Genomic DNA, 19,222 nt, shown 5'->3' with positions numbered 1-19,222 from the left:
AACTGGCAGTTTGGGAAACCGCAAGAAATAGAAATCAAAAAGGTGTTGACTGGCAATTTACGACCGCTGAAGCAAGAACCAAATTAAAGCGGCTTTATCCACAGTTTAAGAGTTAACAAACTACTAGTACCTATTTGGCCTGGACTATTCAGCCCTGTGTTTCCCTAAATAATTTTCCCCCAATACATTGAAATCTAAAATTAATATTTAAATCCCAAGCAGTTGCATATATCAAAATTATTTGATATGATAATTTCATGCTAGAGCCCGTCAAAATTTCCAAAGCCTTAAGTGAGCCGATACGTTATAAAATAATGCTGCTGCTGGTGAACCAATACAGCCGTGAAGGACCGCAATGCTGTTCTTCTTCTACCGAAGGGGTTTGCAATTGTGAGATCATGGCTGAGTTCGGCATGATCCAATCAAGGGTTTCGTACCATATGAAGGAGTTAACCGAAGCGGGGCTTGTTACTGAAAAACCATTCGGTAAATGGAAGTATTATTCTCTAAACACTGAAACACTTAAAGACTATGTCACTCGATTGGGGATGGATTTTAAGTTATAGTATTTTTTAGCCTTGACATCAGAAAATTGATATTTAAGGAGGCGTTATTTTTTGGAAGACATTCGTGAAGTCGTTAAGCAAAAATACTCAGAGGCGATTGCCAGCAAAACCGGCGGGTGCTGCGGGGGCGGCATTACGGAGATCGGCGGCTGCTGCGGCGACACCTTGAGCAACGCAACAAGTCTCATAACTCAAGGACTCTATTCGATCAACGATATTGAGGGGCTGGACCCCGACCTGATCGCCACCTCCTTTGGCTGTGGTAATCCAACAGCTTTAGCGGAATTAAATCCCGGTGAGGTTGTCCTTGATCTGGGTAGCGGCGCCGGATTGGACGTGTTGCTCTCCGCCAAAAGGGTTGGACCGAACGGAAAAGCTTACGGGCTGGATATGACCGACGAAATGCTCGCGGCAGCGCAATCCAACCAGCAAAAATCAGGTATAACCAATGCCGAGTTCCTGAAGGGGCATATCGAGGAAATACCTTTACCGGACAATTCGGTGGATGTAATTATATCCAACTGCGTTATTAACCTTTCCGGCGACAAAGACAAAGTTCTAAAGGAAGCTTTCAGGGTGCTGAAACCGGGCGGGAGATTTGCCGTGTCCGACATTGTCTTGCGGAAACACCTTCCGGAGAAGGTGCAGCACGATATGCTGGCCTGGGCCGGATGTGTGGCTGGAGCGCTGTTAGACCGGGAATATCAAGATAAGCTAACCGCGGCTGGTTTTGAAAACGTTGAAATAGAGACTACCCGTGAATACGACCTTACAGATGAAAAAATGCAAACTTTACTGTTAAGCTTATCCCAAGCCGAGAAGGAGCAACTTAAAGATTCAATTGTCAGCGCGTTCATAAGAGCCAAAAAACATCTCAAATGACTAGTCGTTAACCGAAAGCAGATTTACCCGGGAAAACTTTATTAAATCTTAATTCATGGTTATACAAACGGGGAAATCGCCACGTAAAGTTCGGATTACCGCCTTATACATAGGCCCTGTTCTTGGTTCCGGTGCAGTCTGCTTCACTAGAAACGTCATACTAACTTCAATAAAAATCAGTTAAAATTCCAAATTCATCAAATAAATTAGAGCGCTCCAATAAAGGGGCGCTTTTTGCATAATATTAAAAAAATTCTAACTATATTCAAATAGCATAACACATATTAATAATAATAGAATATAAAAGATAACACATTTCCATATTAATTAAAAAAATAACTAGAATTATGCAGGGAAATCCCTCATAGTATAGAATTATATAGCATATAAACTTTTAGGAGGTAAACAAATGGGTAAGAAGATTACACTGTCTGTTATCAAAGCTGATATTGGCGGCTTCGTAGGTCACTCGAACGTTCACCCTGAATGCTTGGAAACAGCCGGGGGCATTCTGGCAGGGAGTCCTCTCTTGATAGATTACCACGTAACTCATGTGGGTGACGATATTAATTTAATTATGACACACGAATTGGGCAAGAACAACGGTGAGATACACCAACTGGCCTGGAATACGTTCTTGTCCTGCACCGCAGTAGCTAAAAAACTAAAATTATACGGAGCCGGACAGGACTTGCTGGCGGACTCTTTTTCGGGAAATGTCAAAGGCATGGGCCCGGGCGTGGCGGAAATGGAATTTGAGGAGCGCGCAAGCGAACCTGTAATTGTTTACATGGCCGATAAAACCGAACCCGGCGCTTGGAACTTTCCTGTTTACAAAATGTTTGCGGACCCGTTTAACACCATTGGGCTGATTATTGATCCGTCAATGCACCAGGGCTTTTTATTCGAAGTACGCGACTTGATTGATCACAAAAAGGTGACTTTCTCTTGTCCTGAGGAGATGTACGACATGCTGGTATTCATCGGCGCTCCCGGGCGTTATTGCATTAAATCGGTTTATCAAAAAGGCACCAATGAAATAGCGGCCACCTCCAGCACCCAGCGTCTGAACCTGATGGCCGGGCGTTATGTGGGCAAAGATGATCCGGTATTAATTGTACGGTGTCAGAGCGGTTTACCGGCTGTGGGCGAGGCGCTTGAGCCATTTGCCAACCCTCACTTGGTTTCGGGATGGATGAGGGGCTCACACAGCGGCCCGCTGATGCCGGTTTCCGTTGATGCCTCGACACCCACGCGTTTTGACGGGCCGCCCAGAGTAGTAGCCCTGGGATTCCAGTTAAACGACGGTAAACTGCATGGACCACAGGACTTCTTTGCTGATGTAGCCTATGACCTCGCCAGACAAAAAGCCAACGAAATAGCTAACTACATGCGCAGCATGGGGCCGTTTGAACCGCACCGCCTGCATCTGGATGAAATGGAATACACCACTATGCCTAGCGTGAGCAAACGTCTAAAAGATCGTTTTGAAAAAGTATAGCAACCAAATGATTAATAAGTTAAAGCCGGGTTTACTATTACCCGGCTTTTTCATTTTCATAATGACTATCTATCTTATTGCACTATCTATCTCCTGGCGTATTTGTCAATATCAATACCTCTTCTTTGCGCCCACTCCGCCACGGGCCCTGTTATGAGCACTGGTTTTTTCGCCAGTTGCGCCAGATTCTTCGCCCCGGACATCAGCATGACCAGACGCAGCTCATCAATTATCCCGGATATTTTATTTATTAGTCCTTCTTCCGAATGGTCCATCAACTCTTTCAAAAAAATCCTTGACATCCCGGCCAAACCGGCACCCAGCGCCGCGGCTTTAGCCACATCGACGCCGGTTTCCAAACCCCCGGAAGCGATCATGAAAACAGGCAGCCCCAGGCTAAGTCCTTCCAACAAGCTGACCGCTGTGGGAATTCCCCAGTTTCGTATATCCGCGCTGTTTATTTTACCGGAACGCATGTTTTCAATTTCAATAAAGTTGGTGCCTCCCTGCCCCCCCACGTCCACATGCCGGACACCGGCGGCGTAAATGGCGGATACGGACTCTCTGGAAAGGCCGAATCCCACTTCCTTGACAATTACCGGAGAATTAAGAGCGGAGGTCACCTTTTTAATATTATCTACCACTCCGTTAAAGCGTCTGTCTCCTTCCTGCATCGCCAGTTCCTGCGGAACATTCAAATAAAGCTGCAGCCCGTCGGCTGAAATCATCTCCACCGCCGCCGCAGCTTGTTCAGGCGGCGCCCCGGCGCTCAGGTTGGCCAGGAGAACACCGTCGGGGTTTTCCTGGCGCGCCACCTCGTAAGTTTGCCTCAACTTTGGGTTTTCCAGCCCGGCCATCTGCGATCCCACCGCCATCGCCACACCTGTTTGCCGCGCCGCCCTGGCCAGACTTTTGTTAATGCCCGCCACTGCCGGGTGCCCGCCGGTTATAGCATTGATCAACAATGGCGCTGCAAGTCTCTTACCCAAAAAGACGCAAGTCGGGTCAACATCACTCAAACTAAAACCAGGCAGGGAATCATTAATTAAACGGATGTCCTCGAAGCCGTTGGAGACTTCCGGCCTGCTATGTCTCAGGGCGTATTCTATGTGATCCAGTTTGCGTTTTTGTCTTTGTATCTTGGTTACCTCCCGGGCAGCCGGTACCAGTATTGCGGAACTTATCAGCATATATGCTACTTCTTTTCAGGCCGGTCAAAGTATATATTTTTACTGGCAGCGGATATTGGAATACCGATAACCATTTCTCCCTGAACCATGCCTATTTTTTTAGCAACCGTACCGGGACGCCCCATGATACGGTTGTCGGCGTTCAGCATGCCGGCCGTTTTGGCCGCCGACCCCAAAGCGATGCCAAGGTCCAATACACGCCATACGCACTGATATTGTACGGAATCATTCTCTCCCACCGCGTTTTTATTAGGACACTTGTCAAGCCCGCAATTCCCGCAGTTTAACCCGGCGGGTTCCGGCTGCTCCAAAAAAAGGAACACCATTGCGCTGGAACGTCGGATATTTTCCGCGTCACGGTCGTAGTTCACAAGCCCTTTTTCCTTGCCGTAACTATCCATGGCATCGGCCAGGATGTCCAGTTCACTGCCCGACACCACCTTCGCCCGGACAAAATCCTGCCCCAGTGTTTTGGGCGCCGTGCATGCGGAAAGGGCCATCAGGTCGGCAACCATCAGCATGGTATCCTTCAATATGAATTACCCCCAGGATTACAAAAAATAAAAAGGGGCAGTAAACCGCCCCGCAACATTACCTAAACATTAAACCTGAAATTAATCACGTCACCGTCTTCCACTACATATTCCTTGCCTTCAAGGCGGTACAGTCCCTTTTCCTTTACTCTGCCCATATTCCCTAAATCCACTAAATCACGGTACTTCACCACTTCCGCTTTAATGAAACCCCGCTCCAGGTCGGAGTGAATTTTACCGGCGGCCCGTTTGGCATCTGTTTCCTTCTTTATCGTCCACGCTTTTACTTCATCGTCTCCAACAGTAAAAAATGAAATCAGCCCGAGATAATCATATGCCGCCCGCGCTAAACGGTCTATTCCCGACTCGGTAATACCAAGGTCGGTTAAAAACATTTCTTTGTCTTCGTCCGGCAACATGCTAATCTCCATTTCAATTCTGCCGCAAATCTCCAGCACACGGAGGCCGTGCCCGGCGGCATAAGCTTCTAAATCGTCCCGTCCCGGGTAAGACTTCGTCTTAAACTGCTGTTCATCTGTGTTGACAACCAGCAATAATGGTTTCTCAGTCAAAAAGCTGAAATTTTTCAATACGAGTCTTTCTTCGTCAGTTAATTCCACCCGGCCGATAGGTATTTCATTTTCCAGCCCGTCAAGACATTTTTCTAAGATTTCAAGCTCCTGCGCGTTTTCTTTTTTTACCTTTTTTCCCCCTTTGATTCTCTCGATTCTTTTTTCAATTATATCCATATCGGCAAATAGGAGTTCCATATTTATTGTCTCAACATCCCGCAAAGGATCGAGATCGCCATCCACATGCGGGAGATCGGGATTAACAAATGCTCTGACTACATGAGCAAGCATGTCCACGTTCCGGATCGTGTTCAAGAACTGGTTGCCGACTCCTTGGCCCTGACTGGAGCCGCGCACCAAACCCGGCACGTCGCTAAACTGAATTTGAGCGTAAGTAGTTTTGCGGGGCTGATACAAATTGCTTAAGTAATCTACTCTGCCGTCCGGCACTCTAGCTGTTCCCACGTTGGTTTCCGTCTTTCCCGTTAGAAAATTGGAGGTTTCCAAACCTGCCCCCGTAAGCAAATTAAATATTGTGGTCTTTCCTACCATAGGCAGTCCAACCAGACCGCAGTTCAAACTCATGTTCATCACCTAAATAGTAGTTTATCATCTTACCAGGTGTTTTACAAACCTGTTTTTTTAAAGCTGGGCGGCACTTAGCGGCCGATTCCCGTCAAGCCGTGCGGATTATGTTTAATCAAAGCGCACCTCAATGTGTTTTTTTTGACGGTTTGCAGTGACGGTCAGATAAAGCCATCCTTCTTCCTGTACACTTTTTACATTACCCCCCCGGACAACATACTCCCGGCCATCACCGACATAGACGGCCACGGTGACATCTTCCAACCCTTCAGGGTTTTCCAGAGCGATGATATAATTGCCGCTTTCTTGTTTCTTTACCTGCAGGCGAGTCCGGGCGTTGCGGTTTAAAAAATCAGCGAACCAGCTCATCGGCGCAATAGTAATCCTGCCGTTATTCTGTTCCGCCAGGGCTTTCTCTTCAAGAGCCCGGATGGCTTCCAAACCGAAACGGGTATCGGACGGGTGACTATAAACCATCCGGATCGTTCTTTCTTCGGCCGCGAAATCAACCAAGTCTGCCAGCCACTTTTTTACTTCCCCGGAAGGCACGCGACCTCTTTCCATCTCTTCAAAGCAAGCGAATTCCCGGTAGGGTGAAATGGGAAACGCCCACATCGTCTGCCCGGCATATTTCCCGTCAAAGCGGGGGTGAGTCGGGCTGGAGCCGGAATCGCCGGCATGATAGTAGGAGTTTACCCCAAGTCCTTCGATATACGAATCTATCCACAACGGATGGTTGCCGCCGGGATCGCTGTACTCCCGGACTTTTCTGCCGGTTACCCCCTCCAGGGCGTCAAAATTCCATTTAATAAGCTGCACGGCTTTCTGCACCGGCATATATTGCAAATTATAAGCGAAGAAGTTATGCGCCCAGCCGCCATGCGAGCCGATTTCCCCGTAGTTCTGCAGCACTTCCAAAACGGGCTTGCCCTTGAATTTGTTCTCCGCAAAAAACCCCGCGCCGTCTCCAAGCTTGTAGGTATCAGGACCGGCCGTTATGTGAATGGATAAAGGAACGTCTTTCTGGAATAAGCCCTGCATCATCATTACCATCAGTGCCCGGAAGTAAGCGCCGCTGCAGATGTGCAGGTTAAAAACCATACCGCCCTTCCCGCCGGGGCTGTTCACCAGCCGTGGCACTTTAGCGTAACGAATCAGGAAAGTCCGCAGCACCGACCTGAGCGTCAGGTCGTCTGAACGCAGCTTGCATTTTCCCAGGGGTATGTTTACATATACCGCCGCGCCCCCGCTCTCATAAGATTTCTCTGTAATAACGGGATTTTTAAAATCCTCACCGCTGTCGTAAGCAACTATCTGAGCATCATCATTTACTGCCCAGGAATGCTCAAACTGCACTTTTCCGTAAGAGTAGCTGCTTACCGCGTTATCCTTCTCCAGCTTGCCCGGGGAAATCCCCCACTCCCGCCCCTTATCCGCGGAAGTAAAATACCAATAACCCAGGTAGGTAGAACCCTGCCCCCCGGGCGCGGGCATGAAATACCTGACCCCGGCCAGATTGGCCAACCGCGGAGCCTGGTCTTGTGTATTTCCTAAATCCTTTGTGGCCGGGTCAAATACGAGGAGAACCTGTCCACCGTGCTCCCTTACGTAAGAGTTAATGACTTCCGCAACATCAGGCGGCATGGACGAATTGACGAATTCCGGCACCAGCAGCGCCTCAAAGCGTTCTTGAAGACCTGCGCCGCCAAATCCGGCTACGTCGCCCGGCGAAACAACCTGATACGGAAAACCTTCTTCCTTCAATAACTGCTCGTAAGCCGACAGGATCAACTTTCCCTGTTCAGACTCGCGGTCACCGACCAATAGGCCTACTTGAACAACCCCGGACTGTTCAGCGCTGGATGCGTGAAGGAGAAGCGTTAAGACCGGTAAAGAAGTAAACAAGCTAATAACAATCAATATACTGATATATTTTTTAATGTTCATGTCCTTCTTCTATCCAAGTTGTGATATAAACCCGTCATTACTTATTTTACTCCATGCGGCTACAACTGTAAAATATGTGATGGTTTATGGAGAACCCACCGCTTTACCGCTAATTCGGGATTCCCCCACAAAAAGCGGACTACCGGCTCAACTGCTGAAGGATCCCCGCTGGTAAAAAAACTCTCCCTGCCCGGCGTTTTCTTTTTTGCCGCCAACCCCTTTTCTTCTAAAATACGCGCTACCTGTCTGGCAACCGCCGCGCCGGTGTCTATAACCCTCACCCCTGAACCGGCCAGCTTTTCCAGCAGTGGACGCAAGAAAGGATAATGGGTGCAACCGAGCACAATCGTATCAACTTCCCTTGCCAGCAGAGGGTCCAGGTAACGGCTGACTAAAGCCTCCGCTTCAAGGCTTTCATGCATCCCCGTCTCAACAAGCTCCACTAATCCCGGACACGGTTGAGTATATACGTTCACACCGTCCCCAAACCTTTCCAACAGGTGGCTGAACCGTTCGCCCGCCAGAGTGACACCCGTGGCGAGCACGCCGATATTACCGTTGCGGGTAACCGAAACGGCCGGTTTTACAGCCGGCTCAACCCCGACGACGGGTATATGGAAACGTTTCCGCGCTGCGTCAAGGCCGGCAACTGTGGTAGTGTTGCTGGCAATAACAATCAACTTTACACCTCTTGAGATCAGGAAATCACCGATAGCGAAAACCCGGGCGCGAATCATCTCCGGCGGTTTGGAACCGTAAGGGCAGTAAGCCGAGTCGGCAAAATACAGCAGGTCTTCCGCCGGCAGCAAACGGCGCACCTCCTGCATCACCGAAAGCCCTCCCATTCCGGAGTCAAAAAGTCCAATTGGCCTTTCATTAATCATCACAGACATAACCTCATTTATAACGCACATGACAATATTGAGATAAGGCATTAGCCTATCCGTAATATTATACCAGCATTTTTTGATTTGTTCGAATTCCTTTGTTTTAAATAATAATATTAGCATGAAGATAAGTTAAAATATAAGGATAACTTCAAAAAGGAAATATTCACCCTTAGGAGAAATAATCTATCATATATATGTATATGTCTGGGGGGCTTATGATAATGGGTTTTGGCGGCTGGTTCGGCAAGATGCTCCGGGTTAATTTAAGCACCGGCGTAATCACTGAGAAAAAAATCGAAAAAAAAGTTCTTTCAGACTGGATTGGCGGCCGCGGACTGGGGGCCTGGACAATTGCCGGGGAAGTGCCGGCCGACTGCGACCCGCTCGGAGAAGAGAACAAACTGGTTTTCGCGACCGGCCCGCTGACAGGGGCCGGAGTTCCCGGCGCCGGTCGCTTCTGCACTTCGGCCAAGTCGCCTCTCACCGGCACTATCCTGGATACGGACGCCGGTGGCAGATGGGGTGTACGGTTAAAAAAGAGCGGCTATGACATACTCATTATCGAAGGCGCTTCATCTGAACCGGTTTACCTGACTATATCGGAAGGTAAGGCGTCGCTGCACGAAGCGGCTAAACTCTGGGGCGCTGGTGTTTACGAAACAAACGACAGGCTTAAAGACATACTGGGGCATGACACAAGCGTGGCTTGTATCGGACCGGCCGGGGAGAATCTGGTAAAATTCGCCTCCGTGATAAATGACGGACACTACACGGGGCGGGGCGGTTTAGGCGCGGTAATGGGGGCGAAGAAATTGAAGGCCGTCACCACACAAGGTTCGCGGAAGGTGGAAATCGCCAACAAAGAAAAACTCGATTTCATGCTCTACGAAGCCGGCAAGTGGCTCAAGGCCAACCCGATCACCTCCCAGGGGCTGCCGGAATTCGGCACTCCGGTCCTGGTCAGCCTTTTTAACGAACTGGGTGTATTTCCAACCCGTAATTTCCAGGATTCACAATATCCTGGCGTGGCAAACATCTCCGGCGAGACCATTGCCGAGCACATGACCACAGGCCGTAAAAGCTGTTACGGCTGCCCGGTTCAGTGTGCCAGACTGCTAAAAACGAAAACAGGAACCATCTTGGGGCCGGAATATGAATCAATCTGGGCGCTGGGTCCGGAATGCGGGATCGGTGACCTGGATACAATTATCGAGGCCAATCATCTCTGCAATCAACTGGGCCTGGACGCCGTATCCACCGGTGTAACCATCGGCTGCGCCATGGAGCTTGCGGAAAAAGGGATATTTAATACCGGGCTCTCTTTTGGAGACACCACAGGGCTGCTCCAGGCCATCAAACAAATAGCATACCGGGAAGGCAGCGGAAACTTGCTGGCTGAAGGCTCACGCCGCCTGGCTGAAAGGTGCGGTTCCGGCCAGTACGCCATGCAGGTAAAGGGACTGGAGCTGACTGCTTACGACCCGCGCGGTCTGCAGGGGATGGGGCTGGGCCTTGCCACCTCAAACCAGGGCGGCTGCCGCCTGCCGGCATATATGGCCGGGCCGGAGACGCTGGGCGTGCCCAAAATGGTGGACCGGTTCAGCACCAGAGGCAAAGCCGGGCTGACCATCAATCAGCAGAATATCAGCGCGGCCGTTGACAGCCTGATTGCCTGCGGTTTTGTCAATCTGGCTGTCTCCGAAGAGTATTTCACCAGGATATTATCCGCTGTCACCGGTGTGGATTACCAAACTCAGGACCTGCACCGGACCGGCGAAAGAATCTGGAATTTGGAGCGCTTGTATAACCTGCGGGCCGGTTTTGACCGCTCTTGCGACACCTTGCCACCCAGGTTGCTGGAGGAGCCCATTCAAGAGGGACCGTCCAGTGGAAAAGTGGTTGAGCTTAAGCCCATGCTTGAAGAATACTACCGTTTCAGGGGGTGGAACGAATCCGGTGTTCCTGCACCGGAAAAACTGCGGGAATTGCGATTGGAGGACTTTAAATGTTAAAGGAATTTCAAACCTTCGGGCGGGACCTTTTTCTGGCCGGGCTAAACAGCTCACACAGCGGCAATCTGAGTGTGCGCTGCGGTGACCGCGTCTTCATCACCAGAAGAGGGGCTATGCTCGGTCATCTGATGGAACGGGATATTATCGAAACAGGACTGCATAAAAACGACGGCAATATTGTCCTGGCCTCCACAGAGATCAGGGTGCACCGCGCTATCTACAAAGAAACCGCCGCTCTGGCCATTGTGCATGCCCACCCGGTTCATGCCATTGCCTTATCCCTCCTGGAAGAAGAAATCATCCCGCTGGACTCTGAAGGCGCTTACCTGTTGCACAAAATTCCCGTCCTGAGCGCGGAGCACACCATCGGCTCCCAGGAACTGGAGGAAAAACTGCCCGGTCTTTTAAAAGAATATAAAATTGTAATGGTCCGCGGGCACGGGAGTTTCGCCACCGGACAATTATTGGAGGAAGCTTACCAGTGGACCTCCAGCCTGGAGAACATCTGCCGGATTATCCATATCACCCGCACCTTGAAAGGTGCGCTGAAAGACAAACGACCGGATGAATACAAAGAGTGGTAAAACATCCCGCCGGAAACGACCGGCGGGACAATTATTCTCAAACAAATCTCTAATAGCCTTCGCACCTGACCTCGAAATAAGCGCGTGGATGGGCGCAAGTGGGACAAATCTCCGGAGGCTCCTTGCCGGTGAAAACATGTCCACAGTTCCGGCACTTCCAGGCCACTTCCTGATCTTTACGGAACACTTTTCCATTCCTGAGATTTTCCAGCAGAGCCAGGTAACGCTTCTCATGCTCCTTTTCAACTGTCGCCACAGAACCAAAGAAATTTGCGATTTCAGTAAAGCCCTCTTCCCTGGCAACGGCTTCAAATTCTTTATACATCGAGGTCCATTCGTAATTCTCCCCTTCAGCCGCCGCTTGAAGATTCTTTTCTGTATTGCCGATGCCATTGAGGAACTTTAATATTCTTTTCGCATGCTCTTTCTCATTATCCGCGGTCTCTAAGAAGATAGCCGATATTTGTTCGTAACCCTCTTTTTTAGCGGCACTCGCAAAATACGAGTACTTGTTGCGGGCTTGCGATTCGCCGGCAAATGCGGCCATCAGATTAGCTTCTGTTCTACTGCCTTTTAGTTCCATGGTTAAACCCTCCTTTATAGGAAAACATAAATTATTATGTTCAATCTTGAATTTAAAAATCCTCTTAAACAACCCTTACAAAAAACAAAACATATATTTACAGACATATAATGCGGCCATTTCCCCAAAAATATTATTAACTCTCAGAAAAGGGGGAATTCTATTGCCACGCGAAGGATTGATTCCGACTGTCCTTGGTACCGCCGTTACCACTGCAGGACTTGCGTTGCGCAAAGCAAATCCCGTGTTCGGATGGGGAGTAGCCGGATTTGGCCTGGCGCATATTCTCCTTGGCGCCATAGACATGATCGAACACCCGCCGGAATAATGAGAGTTTTGGAGAGGAGTGCACACTCCTCTCTCTTCATTGTAACCCTAGCGGATGGTGCGGATATAACAGCCGTCTTTCTTCAATAAGGCCGATCGTAATGCTTTGGTGTTGCATGAATCCATAGCTGCAAAGCACTGGGGAGGAAATAAGCCGTCCAACCAGTGAGCATCTGATGAGATGAGATAATAAAAGCCCCTTTTTATTAGTTGGTTAAGTTGCGTCTGGTTGCGCGGCAGATGGGGGGTCAATTCCACACCGTCTATCGGCAGATCCTCCGGGATAAAGCCCAGGTTTCCCCATAAGCTGAAAGCTTTCCGGTCAATATGGGCCGCTATGCAAAGCCCTCCCAAATGATGAACGCCATTGACAACTTCCTCCAAGGTAAGGTCTGTCCCCATCAGAAGCAGCCTTTCCACTTCACTAACTTTATTTCCTTCGGAATCGACAACCCATTGCTCCCCGAAACTATCTTTCTTGTTTTTCCGGTCAGGCAAGTGACCGTAAACTATATTTTGCCAGGCAAGCACCTGCTCCAAAGTGTCAAAAAGACAAACCATATGGATGTCTTCCCTGGTTTGCACTTCCATACCAGGCAGAACCCCTATTCCCATCTCTCTGCCTTTTGCCATAAAGGCAGCGACATTTTCCGCCGAGTTATGGTCGGTTATCGCTATCACATCAATACCAAGCTGTTTGATCCTGTGCAGAACACGGGGAGGCACCATTTCGTCACTCGCGCAGGGTGACAGGATGGTATGAACATGCAGGTCTATCACCCACTCCCGCATATCTTCACCTGCCCAAGCCCAGTGTGTATAAACGTCCGGCCACTTGATAGGCCGTTTCTTGAGTACTCAAAATTACTATCCCTTCTTTTTTCGCTTTGAGCAAGGTATCATCCTGAGGTAAATTACCTTCAACCAATATAATGCAATGTATATTTACAAGCACTGCGACGGCGATGATATTTTGGTGGGTTTGGATGGTTAGCCAGATATCGCCTGTTTTAGCGCGAGCTATGACATTGCTTAATAAGTCTCCACAGTAGCAGCCGGTTGCTTCCAGGGACGGATCAATCCCATCCGGTGTCAACAGGGCGGCGTCCAATTCCTTTAATAAATTCACCAGCTTCATAAAACACCTCAGTCAATGAAAATTTTTATTACTAATGTAGTCCCTTTGGGAGTAGATTCTATAGTAAATTCGTCTGCTGATTTTTTTATGTTGGGCAGTCCCATACCCGCTCCGAAACCCATTTCTCTAATCCGGTCAGAAGCGGTGGAATAACCTGGCTGCATGGCCAAAGAAACGTCTTTAATACCTGGACCGCTGTCTTCTACAGTAATGGTTATATCGTGGGGTGTTACCTTGGCTGACAGCTTTCCTTCATAGGCATGAATCACCACATTCATTTCAGCATCATAAGCCGCGATTGCGGCGCGCCGGACAGTTGTACCTTTCAACCCTAATCCGGTAAGCATTTTTTTGATGTTACTGGCCGCTAGACCTGCCAGGTCAAAATTCATACTTTGGATCGAGCATTCATATATTCGCGTCGTAAAATCCTTGGGCTCTTTTATTTCGTCAGGTTCATCCACCTGATCAATTCTTAACAACTGAGCCAACCGGGTTACAATATCACCGACTGTTAAAACCCCCACAACCTTTGCTTGCTCATCAATAACGGGGAATCTCCCATATTTATACCGGCGGCATGCTTGCAGAGCATACCCGACCGTATCCTGCTCGTGTAAAAATATTGGGTTCACCGTCATGACTTCCGAGACAAAAGCGTTTAAGTTATTATTTTCCATAGCCTGAATGATATCGGCCACACTGATAACACCTAAAAGAGCATTTTCCCGGTCAACAACCGGCATGCCGGAAATGCCTTTATCGCGCATCAGGTCTTTGGCCTGCCGTACAGTTAAATCGGGGGCAATAGAGATAACATCCCTTGTCATAACATCCTGTACTCTGGGCAAGGGCTGCTTGTCATACATTGGAAATCACTCCTAAACCAGCTTTGTAGAGAAGACCGCAAGATTCATACATCGGGTATGCGGTGCATAGAATGGGAATATCCTTCGCCTCGGCCAAATCAATTATTTCCTGGGAAGGCACTTTGCCACGGACAAATATCACGCCAATCAAATCAATTATTTCCGCTGTGCGAATTACCTGGGGGTTAATCAACCCTGTAAGAAGAACGGTCTTCTCCTTTCTATGAGCCAGGACGTCGCTCAACAAATCAGCGCCGCATGCCGTGTCAACTTCTTTATCCTCCAGGCAGTGACGGGTAAAACAAGTTGCTTCCAACACTTTCTTTATTTCCGAAAGCGTCAACACAAACCACCTTCTTTAATTTTCTGGTCCTCTATTATAGTATCATATTTCTTCTCTTTTAAGCGAAGAAACTGAGGTATGGGTAACTGTTTTTTCATGAAAAAAACAGTTATAATGTTTATATATTGGTTACCGGATAATTCGTAAATAAAAGGTGAATGAAATATGGCTTTATCTTTTGAACAAGGCCCGATCAGGCCTCCCAGTGAAGCAGCCAGCCTTTTGCTCAGGCTTACCCGCAACTGCCCATGGAACAAGTGCGCTTTCTGCAGGTCATACAAGGGAGAGACTTTTTCGCGGCGCAGCGTGGAAGAAATTAAGAATGACATTGACACGGTAGTTAAATTGTGCCGGTCGGTGCGGGAGATATCCCGGAAAAGCGGGTTCGGCGGCTTGCTGAACCTTGATATGCTGATAAAGTTATATAATTCCGGGGATTATCAATTGTTCCACGTCGCTTCCTGGCTGCATAACGGCGGCAAGACGGTGTTTTTGCAGGACGCCAATTCACTGGTCATGAAAACTGCCGACGTGGTGGAAATTCTAAAATACCTGAAAGAACGCCTGCCTTCAATTGAACGTGTCACAACTTACGCCCGGTCGAGCACACTGGCGCGCAAGAGCGTGGAGGAACTGACGGCGCTGAAACAAGCAGGCTTATCACGCATCCACGTGGGTATGGAGTCAGGGTCGGACGAGGTGCTTAAACTAATCAACAAAGGCGCCACCGCGCAGCAGCATATTGAGGCCGGCAGGCGGGTAAAGCAATCAGGCATATCTCTTTCAGAGTATGTTATTTTAGGCATGGGAGGCAAACAGTGGGCCAGGGAACACGCGCTTGAAACGGCCAGAGTGCTGAACATGATCAACCCCGATTTCATCCGTTTGCGCAGCCTGACAGTAGCGGAAGGCACACCGCTGAGCCAAAAAGTGCAAAACGGTGAGTTCGAGGAAGAAACCGAGGCAGAAGTGCTTACCGGCGAAAAGCTGTTCATTGAACATCTCGACGGTATTCAAAGCAATCTGGTCAGCGACCACTCAATGAATTTGCTGGAAGAGGTTCAAGGCAAGCTGCCGGCAGATAAGCCTGCCATGCTGGCAACAATAGACCGTTTTCTCGCCTTGCCGGAAAGGGAAAAACAAAACTTCATCCTTGGTAAACGCTGGGGGGTTTACCGGGTGCTGGACGACATGCGTGATCCGTCACAATATGCCAGGGTTGCCGCCGCGCTTGACAGGCTGGAAAAAGAGGGCAAATACCAGGCAACCTTGTCTTACCTGAAAAATCAGGTAATCTAACGAATAAATCTTATTATCCCTTTTTGGGCTGGTCAGCCTAAGTTGATTTACTCCTTTGAAAAACATGTGCAATAATAAATAATGCACCCACAACAAATTGCGGTAACGAAAGTATTAGAAAATATTCAAAATCCCTATAGGTTCTAAAATAGAATACAAATAATATGCTGAGAATAATATATGCCAGACCGCAAAATCTTGGACTTTTCCAAAAGATTATCAGAGGAATCACGAAAATAAATGATGGTATCAGGTGTATTAAGAAACCTATTAATTTTTCAGTAAATGGAGCTTCACCTGAAAACGCATCTAATGCAAAAAGTGATAGAAATAAAACAAAACTAATGGCAAGCACTCTTGAAACCCCGGCAAATTTGTTCGCTTTATTGGAAACATTCATTTTCTTCACCACCGCCGGTAAGGATTTACTTGCAGCATCATGGGTCAGATCACCATGCAAATAACAGAGCTCATAAGCATTTCCATCCGATGTGAATAACCACTCCGGCAACCGCGCCAAAGAAGCAACCACAAGCGCCTATTGCTAAAACGTGTGCAAAAGAACCTGTAAAACCCAAGCCCGCCGGAAGCATACTCCACATTAACCCATCCATTATATTAATAGCAAAAGATAGAGAACAATGCAACCGTGGCCGCGCATGTCTTCCGACACAGGCCGGGCCAAAGAGTTCGCGCCTGCCTGCCTCCTCCTCTAAAAATCACTCCGGATGTCACCTCGCGGCATAAAATATTTTCCATAAAAAGTTAAACATTATTACTCATGTAGCATAATATATTTTAAATCAGGGTGAAAAGAAAATTATTTCAAAAAGGAGGGAATTTAAATGGAATGCGAATATGAAAAGGAAAAAGAATGCAATTGCTGTATTGAAATTGAGGATAGTATTGTTCTCATAATTTGCGGTGAAGTCGATATTGACAGGTTAAGAGAAAGCCTTCAAACAGCTTTGGAAGTAAAAGGTAATAAATAAGGAACTGCGGAATTGTCTCTTCTGGAAAGCCGTGATATATATATAATACCACGGCTTTCTTAATTAACATTTTTAAGAGGACCAAAGCGTTCGATGCTGAGGTTCTAAAAATATAACCACCGGCAAATAGAGCCAGTGGCTATAAAACGCATCTTAGATTTAGGAAGTTTTTCAGTTTTAAATAAAGAAGCCACAGCCACAGACGAGCAGCACCAGAATCAAGAAGATGATGAACGCTGGGTTACCGAAACCTGTTCCGCAACCAGTGCCACAACCTGCACCACCTGCACCAAATGCCATTTATATCACTCCTATTGTTTTTTATATAATATGCAGGAGTTCATTAATGTGTTAATCACTGGTAAGTACCAAAATTCGGACTGCGGCATAAGTTATACGTCAGCGTTGCTATTCTGGCACTCCTCTATTATGGTAATACCCAGGAAACCCATCTAAGTTGTGATTTAGATGGGTCTTGATTAGAAATATTTCATTAGACTATTTTAAAGTTTTGTTGGGCACTTGTTAGGCACGGATGCCCGACAACTATATTAATATTCATGGTAGCCCTAACGGGATTCGAACCCATGTCTCCACCTTGAGAGGGTGATGTCCTCACCACTAGACGATAGGGCCATGGCTGCGGGACCAGGGCTCGAACCTAGGCTAGATGATCCAGAGTCACCTGTGCTACCACTACACCATCCCGCAACATTATTATTGTTACATTATCAAGCGTACTTATTTATTATATAACAGGTTCAGTGGTAACGCAAGCAAAAACCATACAGCAAAACTATACAGCATCAGCCTCTAATCGCTCAATATAGGCGATAGCCCTGTCCAGCCGCTGCAGTGTCTTCTCTTTCCCCATAGTAACAATAATATCAAAGAGACCTGGAGTCATTGTCCGCCCGGAGAGGGCCAGTCTGGTCGGGTGAAAGAGATCTCCTGTTTTTATCTCCAGTTCCTCTGTTAATTGCCGGTAGGCGTCCTCAGTTGTTTTTAAGTTAAACGGTTCCAATTGCTCCAGGACCTGCCGTGCTTTGCGCAGCACCTCCGCCACACCTGGTTTGCTGAAATATTTCTTAACTCCCTTCTCGTCGTAAGTATATTCATCATCAAAAAAGTAGGTGGAGGCATCCGCTACCTCGTTAATGGTTTTAACCCTAGTGCGCACAGTGTCTACCACATTTTTAACATAGAGATAGAAGTCATGGGAGAATTCCTCCGGAATCAACTTTCGCCCTCTGAGTATGGGTATTACCTGTTCGGTCACCTGCTCCAGGCCGGCCTCGTTCAGGTAATGTCCATTAAGCCAAGTTAGTTTTTTCAAGTCGTAGATGGCTGCGTTCTTCCCTACGTGTTCCAGTGAGAATTGCCGTACCATCTCCTCCAGCGACAGAATCTCCTCATCGTTGCCGGGCGACCAGCCGAGCAGGGCCAGATAGTTCACCAGAGCCTCGGGCAAGTAACCCTGATCCCTGAACTCTTCCACCGATGTGGCGCCATGACGCTTTGAGAGCTTGCTCCTGTCCGGGGCCAGGATCATGGGGACATGAGCGAAGACAGGCGGAGGATTATCCAAAGCCTGGTAGACAAGGACCTGCCGCGGGGTATTGGAAAGATGCTCTTCGGCCCGTAAGATATGGGTAATTTTCATCTCTAAGTCATCCGCAACCGTGGCAAAGTTGTATGTTGGAACACCGTTGGATTTTATGATGATAAAGTCATCAAGAAACTCGTTAGCAAAGGAGACATCTCCCCTGAAGTAGTCGTGAACCACTGTCTCACCGCTGTCGGGAATCTGCAATCTAACTACGGGCTTACGCCCCTCGGCTTCAAACCTGCTCCGCTCATCTGAGTTCAGACTTCGGCAGCGTCCATCATAACGCGGGGCCTTCCCCGCCGCCATCGCTTCTTTTCTCCGCAGATCCAGTTCTTCTGGCGTACAGTAGCAGCGATAAGCCTTCCCTTCAGCCAGCAACTGCCCGGTGTACTTTTTGTAGAGGTCGAAGCGCTGGGATTGGTAATAAGGCGCATAGGGGCCTCCTACTTCGGGTCCCTCATCCCAGTCAATCCCCAGCCACTTGAGGGCGGACAAAATCTGCTGGCGTGAGGCTTCAGTGGAGCGTTCAGTGTCTGTGTCGTCGATGCGCAGCACCAGCTTGCCGCCGTTGTGACGGGCAAAGAGCCAATTAAATAGAGCAGTTCTGGCTCCCCCGATATGCAGGTTGCCTGTGGGACTAGGCGCAAATCTTACTCGTATTTTGCCCATATTCAATCCTCCTGTAGGTAATACCCCATTTATTGAGTTTACCACAAGATGTCAAGAAACAACAGGATGCCGGCCATAAATCGCCGGCACCTTGTCAAATTATTTCAGAAACCTAACAGAGCCAAGGTGCT

The 19,222-nt window shown here is 48.2% G+C and carries 21 protein-coding genes and 2 tRNA genes; 8 read left to right on the top strand and 15 right to left on the bottom strand.

Annotation, left to right across the window (positions count from 1 at the left end):
* The first annotated feature begins 314 nt into the window (after nucleotides 1–314).
* The 3 genes from L9W92_RS03560 to fbp all read left to right on the top strand — a co-directional run bounded on the left by L9W92_RS03560 (nucleotide 315) and on the right by fbp (nucleotide 2,949).
* Nucleotides 315–566 carry an ArsR/SmtB family transcription factor gene (locus L9W92_RS03560; RefSeq protein WP_312038056.1) on the top strand — a complete coding sequence of 84 codons (252 nt, stop codon included), beginning with the start codon at nucleotides 315–317 and terminating at the stop codon, nucleotides 564–566.
* Between the two features lie 51 nt (nucleotides 567–617).
* On the top strand, nucleotides 618–1,448 hold the full coding sequence (locus tag L9W92_RS03555) for an arsenite methyltransferase (RefSeq protein ID WP_240082363.1): 831 nt from the start codon (nucleotides 618–620) through the stop codon (nucleotides 1,446–1,448).
* A 409-nt stretch (nucleotides 1,449–1,857) separates the two neighbouring features.
* Nucleotides 1,858–2,949: a fructose-1,6-bisphosphate aldolase/phosphatase gene (gene fbp, locus L9W92_RS03550; RefSeq protein WP_240082362.1), complete on the top strand. Its 1,092-nt coding sequence runs from the start codon at nucleotides 1,858–1,860 to the stop codon at nucleotides 2,947–2,949.
* 86 nt (nucleotides 2,950–3,035) lie between these two features.
* Here the strand turns inward: fbp and fni are convergent, their stop codons facing one another.
* The 5 genes from fni to murI form a co-directional block, all read right to left on the bottom strand.
* Nucleotides 3,036–4,139: a type 2 isopentenyl-diphosphate Delta-isomerase gene (gene fni / locus L9W92_RS03545; RefSeq protein ID WP_240082361.1), complete on the bottom strand. Its 1,104-nt coding sequence runs from the start codon at nucleotides 4,137–4,139 to the stop codon at nucleotides 3,036–3,038.
* A gap of 5 nt (nucleotides 4,140–4,144) precedes the next feature.
* Nucleotides 4,145–4,672, bottom strand: coding sequence for a ferredoxin domain-containing protein (locus L9W92_RS03540; RefSeq protein WP_240082360.1), 528 nt, complete (start codon nucleotides 4,670–4,672; stop codon nucleotides 4,145–4,147).
* Between the two features lie 62 nt (nucleotides 4,673–4,734).
* Entirely contained in the window at nucleotides 4,735–5,829 is a 1,095-nt protein-coding gene (ychF, locus tag L9W92_RS03535) for a redox-regulated ATPase YchF (RefSeq protein WP_376741770.1), read from the bottom strand.
* Nucleotides 5,830–5,940: 111 nt separating this feature from the next.
* Complete coding sequence (locus L9W92_RS03530) at nucleotides 5,941–7,776, bottom strand: polysaccharide deacetylase family protein (RefSeq protein WP_240082358.1); 1,836 nt, start codon at nucleotides 7,774–7,776, stop codon at nucleotides 5,941–5,943.
* Between the two features lie 59 nt (nucleotides 7,777–7,835).
* Entirely contained in the window at nucleotides 7,836–8,660 is an 825-nt protein-coding gene (gene murI, locus L9W92_RS03525) for a glutamate racemase (RefSeq protein ID WP_240082375.1), read from the bottom strand.
* A gap of 227 nt (nucleotides 8,661–8,887) precedes the next feature.
* Between murI and L9W92_RS03520 the strand changes: the two genes are divergently transcribed.
* The gene (locus L9W92_RS03520) at nucleotides 8,888–10,678 is read left to right on the top strand and encodes an aldehyde ferredoxin oxidoreductase family protein (RefSeq protein ID WP_240082357.1); all 1,791 of its coding nucleotides are present in this window, start codon (nucleotides 8,888–8,890) and stop codon (nucleotides 10,676–10,678) included.
* Nucleotides 10,672–11,262 carry an aldolase gene (locus tag L9W92_RS03515; protein ID WP_240082356.1) on the top strand — a complete coding sequence of 197 codons (591 nt, stop codon included), beginning with the start codon at nucleotides 10,672–10,674 and terminating at the stop codon, nucleotides 11,260–11,262. The genes L9W92_RS03520 and L9W92_RS03515 overlap by 7 nt, the downstream gene beginning before the upstream one ends.
* 49 nt (nucleotides 11,263–11,311) lie before the next feature.
* Here L9W92_RS03515 and rbr read toward each other — a convergent pair whose 3' ends face one another.
* Nucleotides 11,312–11,845, bottom strand: a complete 534-nt coding sequence (gene rbr, locus L9W92_RS03510; protein ID WP_240082355.1) for a rubrerythrin — start codon at nucleotides 11,843–11,845, stop codon at nucleotides 11,312–11,314.
* Nucleotides 11,846–12,008: 163 nt separating this feature from the next.
* On the opposite strand from rbr, the gene L9W92_RS03505 reads away from it, so the two are divergent.
* Nucleotides 12,009–12,173, top strand: a complete 165-nt coding sequence (locus tag L9W92_RS03505; protein WP_240082354.1) for an asparagine synthase — start codon at nucleotides 12,009–12,011, stop codon at nucleotides 12,171–12,173.
* Between the two features lie 47 nt (nucleotides 12,174–12,220).
* On the opposite strand, the gene L9W92_RS03500 is transcribed toward L9W92_RS03505, so the two are convergent.
* Genes L9W92_RS03500 through L9W92_RS03485 form a run of 4 tightly spaced genes read right to left on the bottom strand, consistent with a single transcriptional unit; the run spans nucleotide 12,221 to nucleotide 14,525 of the window.
* On the bottom strand, nucleotides 12,221–12,964 hold the full coding sequence (locus L9W92_RS03500) for a PHP domain-containing protein (protein WP_240082353.1): 744 nt from the start codon (nucleotides 12,962–12,964) through the stop codon (nucleotides 12,221–12,223).
* A gap of 4 nt (nucleotides 12,965–12,968) precedes the next feature.
* Nucleotides 12,969–13,310, bottom strand: a complete 342-nt coding sequence (locus tag L9W92_RS03495; RefSeq protein ID WP_240082352.1) for a DRTGG domain-containing protein — start codon at nucleotides 13,308–13,310, stop codon at nucleotides 12,969–12,971.
* A gap of 8 nt (nucleotides 13,311–13,318) precedes the next feature.
* On the bottom strand, nucleotides 13,319–14,179 hold the full coding sequence (locus L9W92_RS03490; RefSeq protein WP_240082351.1) for a CBS domain-containing protein: 861 nt from the start codon (nucleotides 14,177–14,179) through the stop codon (nucleotides 13,319–13,321).
* Nucleotides 14,172–14,525 (bottom strand): hypothetical protein, encoded by a 354-nt coding sequence (locus tag L9W92_RS03485; RefSeq protein WP_240082350.1) that lies wholly within the window; start codon nucleotides 14,523–14,525, stop codon nucleotides 14,172–14,174. Before L9W92_RS03485 ends, L9W92_RS03490 begins: the two co-directional genes overlap by 8 nt.
* A 162-nt stretch (nucleotides 14,526–14,687) precedes the next feature.
* Here L9W92_RS03485 and L9W92_RS03480 point away from each other — a divergent pair, with 162 nt between their 5' ends.
* Nucleotides 14,688–15,821 (top strand): radical SAM protein, encoded by a 1,134-nt coding sequence (locus L9W92_RS03480; RefSeq protein WP_240082349.1) that lies wholly within the window; start codon nucleotides 14,688–14,690, stop codon nucleotides 15,819–15,821.
* Nucleotides 15,822–15,858: 37 nt separating this feature from the next.
* Here L9W92_RS03480 and L9W92_RS03475 read toward each other — a convergent pair whose 3' ends face one another.
* Entirely contained in the window at nucleotides 15,859–16,341 is a 483-nt protein-coding gene (locus L9W92_RS03475; protein WP_240082348.1) for a DUF7670 domain-containing protein, read from the bottom strand.
* A 325-nt stretch (nucleotides 16,342–16,666) separates the two neighbouring features.
* Between L9W92_RS03475 and L9W92_RS03470 the strand changes: the two genes are divergently transcribed.
* Nucleotides 16,667–16,813: a hypothetical protein gene (locus tag L9W92_RS03470; protein ID WP_240082347.1), complete on the top strand. Its 147-nt coding sequence runs from the start codon at nucleotides 16,667–16,669 to the stop codon at nucleotides 16,811–16,813.
* Between the two features lie 177 nt (nucleotides 16,814–16,990).
* On the opposite strand, the gene L9W92_RS18780 is transcribed toward L9W92_RS03470, so the two are convergent.
* The 4 genes from L9W92_RS18780 to gltX form a co-directional block, all read right to left on the bottom strand.
* On the bottom strand, nucleotides 16,991–17,113 hold the full coding sequence (locus L9W92_RS18780) for a hypothetical protein (protein WP_282442283.1): 123 nt from the start codon (nucleotides 17,111–17,113) through the stop codon (nucleotides 16,991–16,993).
* Between the two features lie 261 nt (nucleotides 17,114–17,374).
* Nucleotides 17,375–17,449: transfer RNA gene (locus tag L9W92_RS03465), tRNA-Glu, on the bottom strand.
* Nucleotide 17,450: 1 nt separating this feature from the next.
* Nucleotides 17,451–17,524: transfer RNA gene (locus tag L9W92_RS03460), tRNA-Gln, on the bottom strand.
* An 85-nt stretch (nucleotides 17,525–17,609) separates the two neighbouring features.
* The gene (gene gltX, locus L9W92_RS03455) at nucleotides 17,610–19,091 is read right to left on the bottom strand and encodes a glutamate--tRNA ligase (protein WP_240082346.1); all 1,482 of its coding nucleotides are present in this window, start codon (nucleotides 19,089–19,091) and stop codon (nucleotides 17,610–17,612) included.
* Between the last annotated feature and the right edge of the window lie 131 nt (nucleotides 19,092–19,222).

The organism is Pelotomaculum terephthalicicum JT, from assembly GCF_022410535.1.
Lineage (GTDB): Bacteria > Bacillota > Desulfotomaculia > Desulfotomaculales > Pelotomaculaceae > Pelotomaculum_D > Pelotomaculum_D terephthalicicum.
This window is presented reverse-complemented; position numbering and strand designations above follow the sequence as displayed.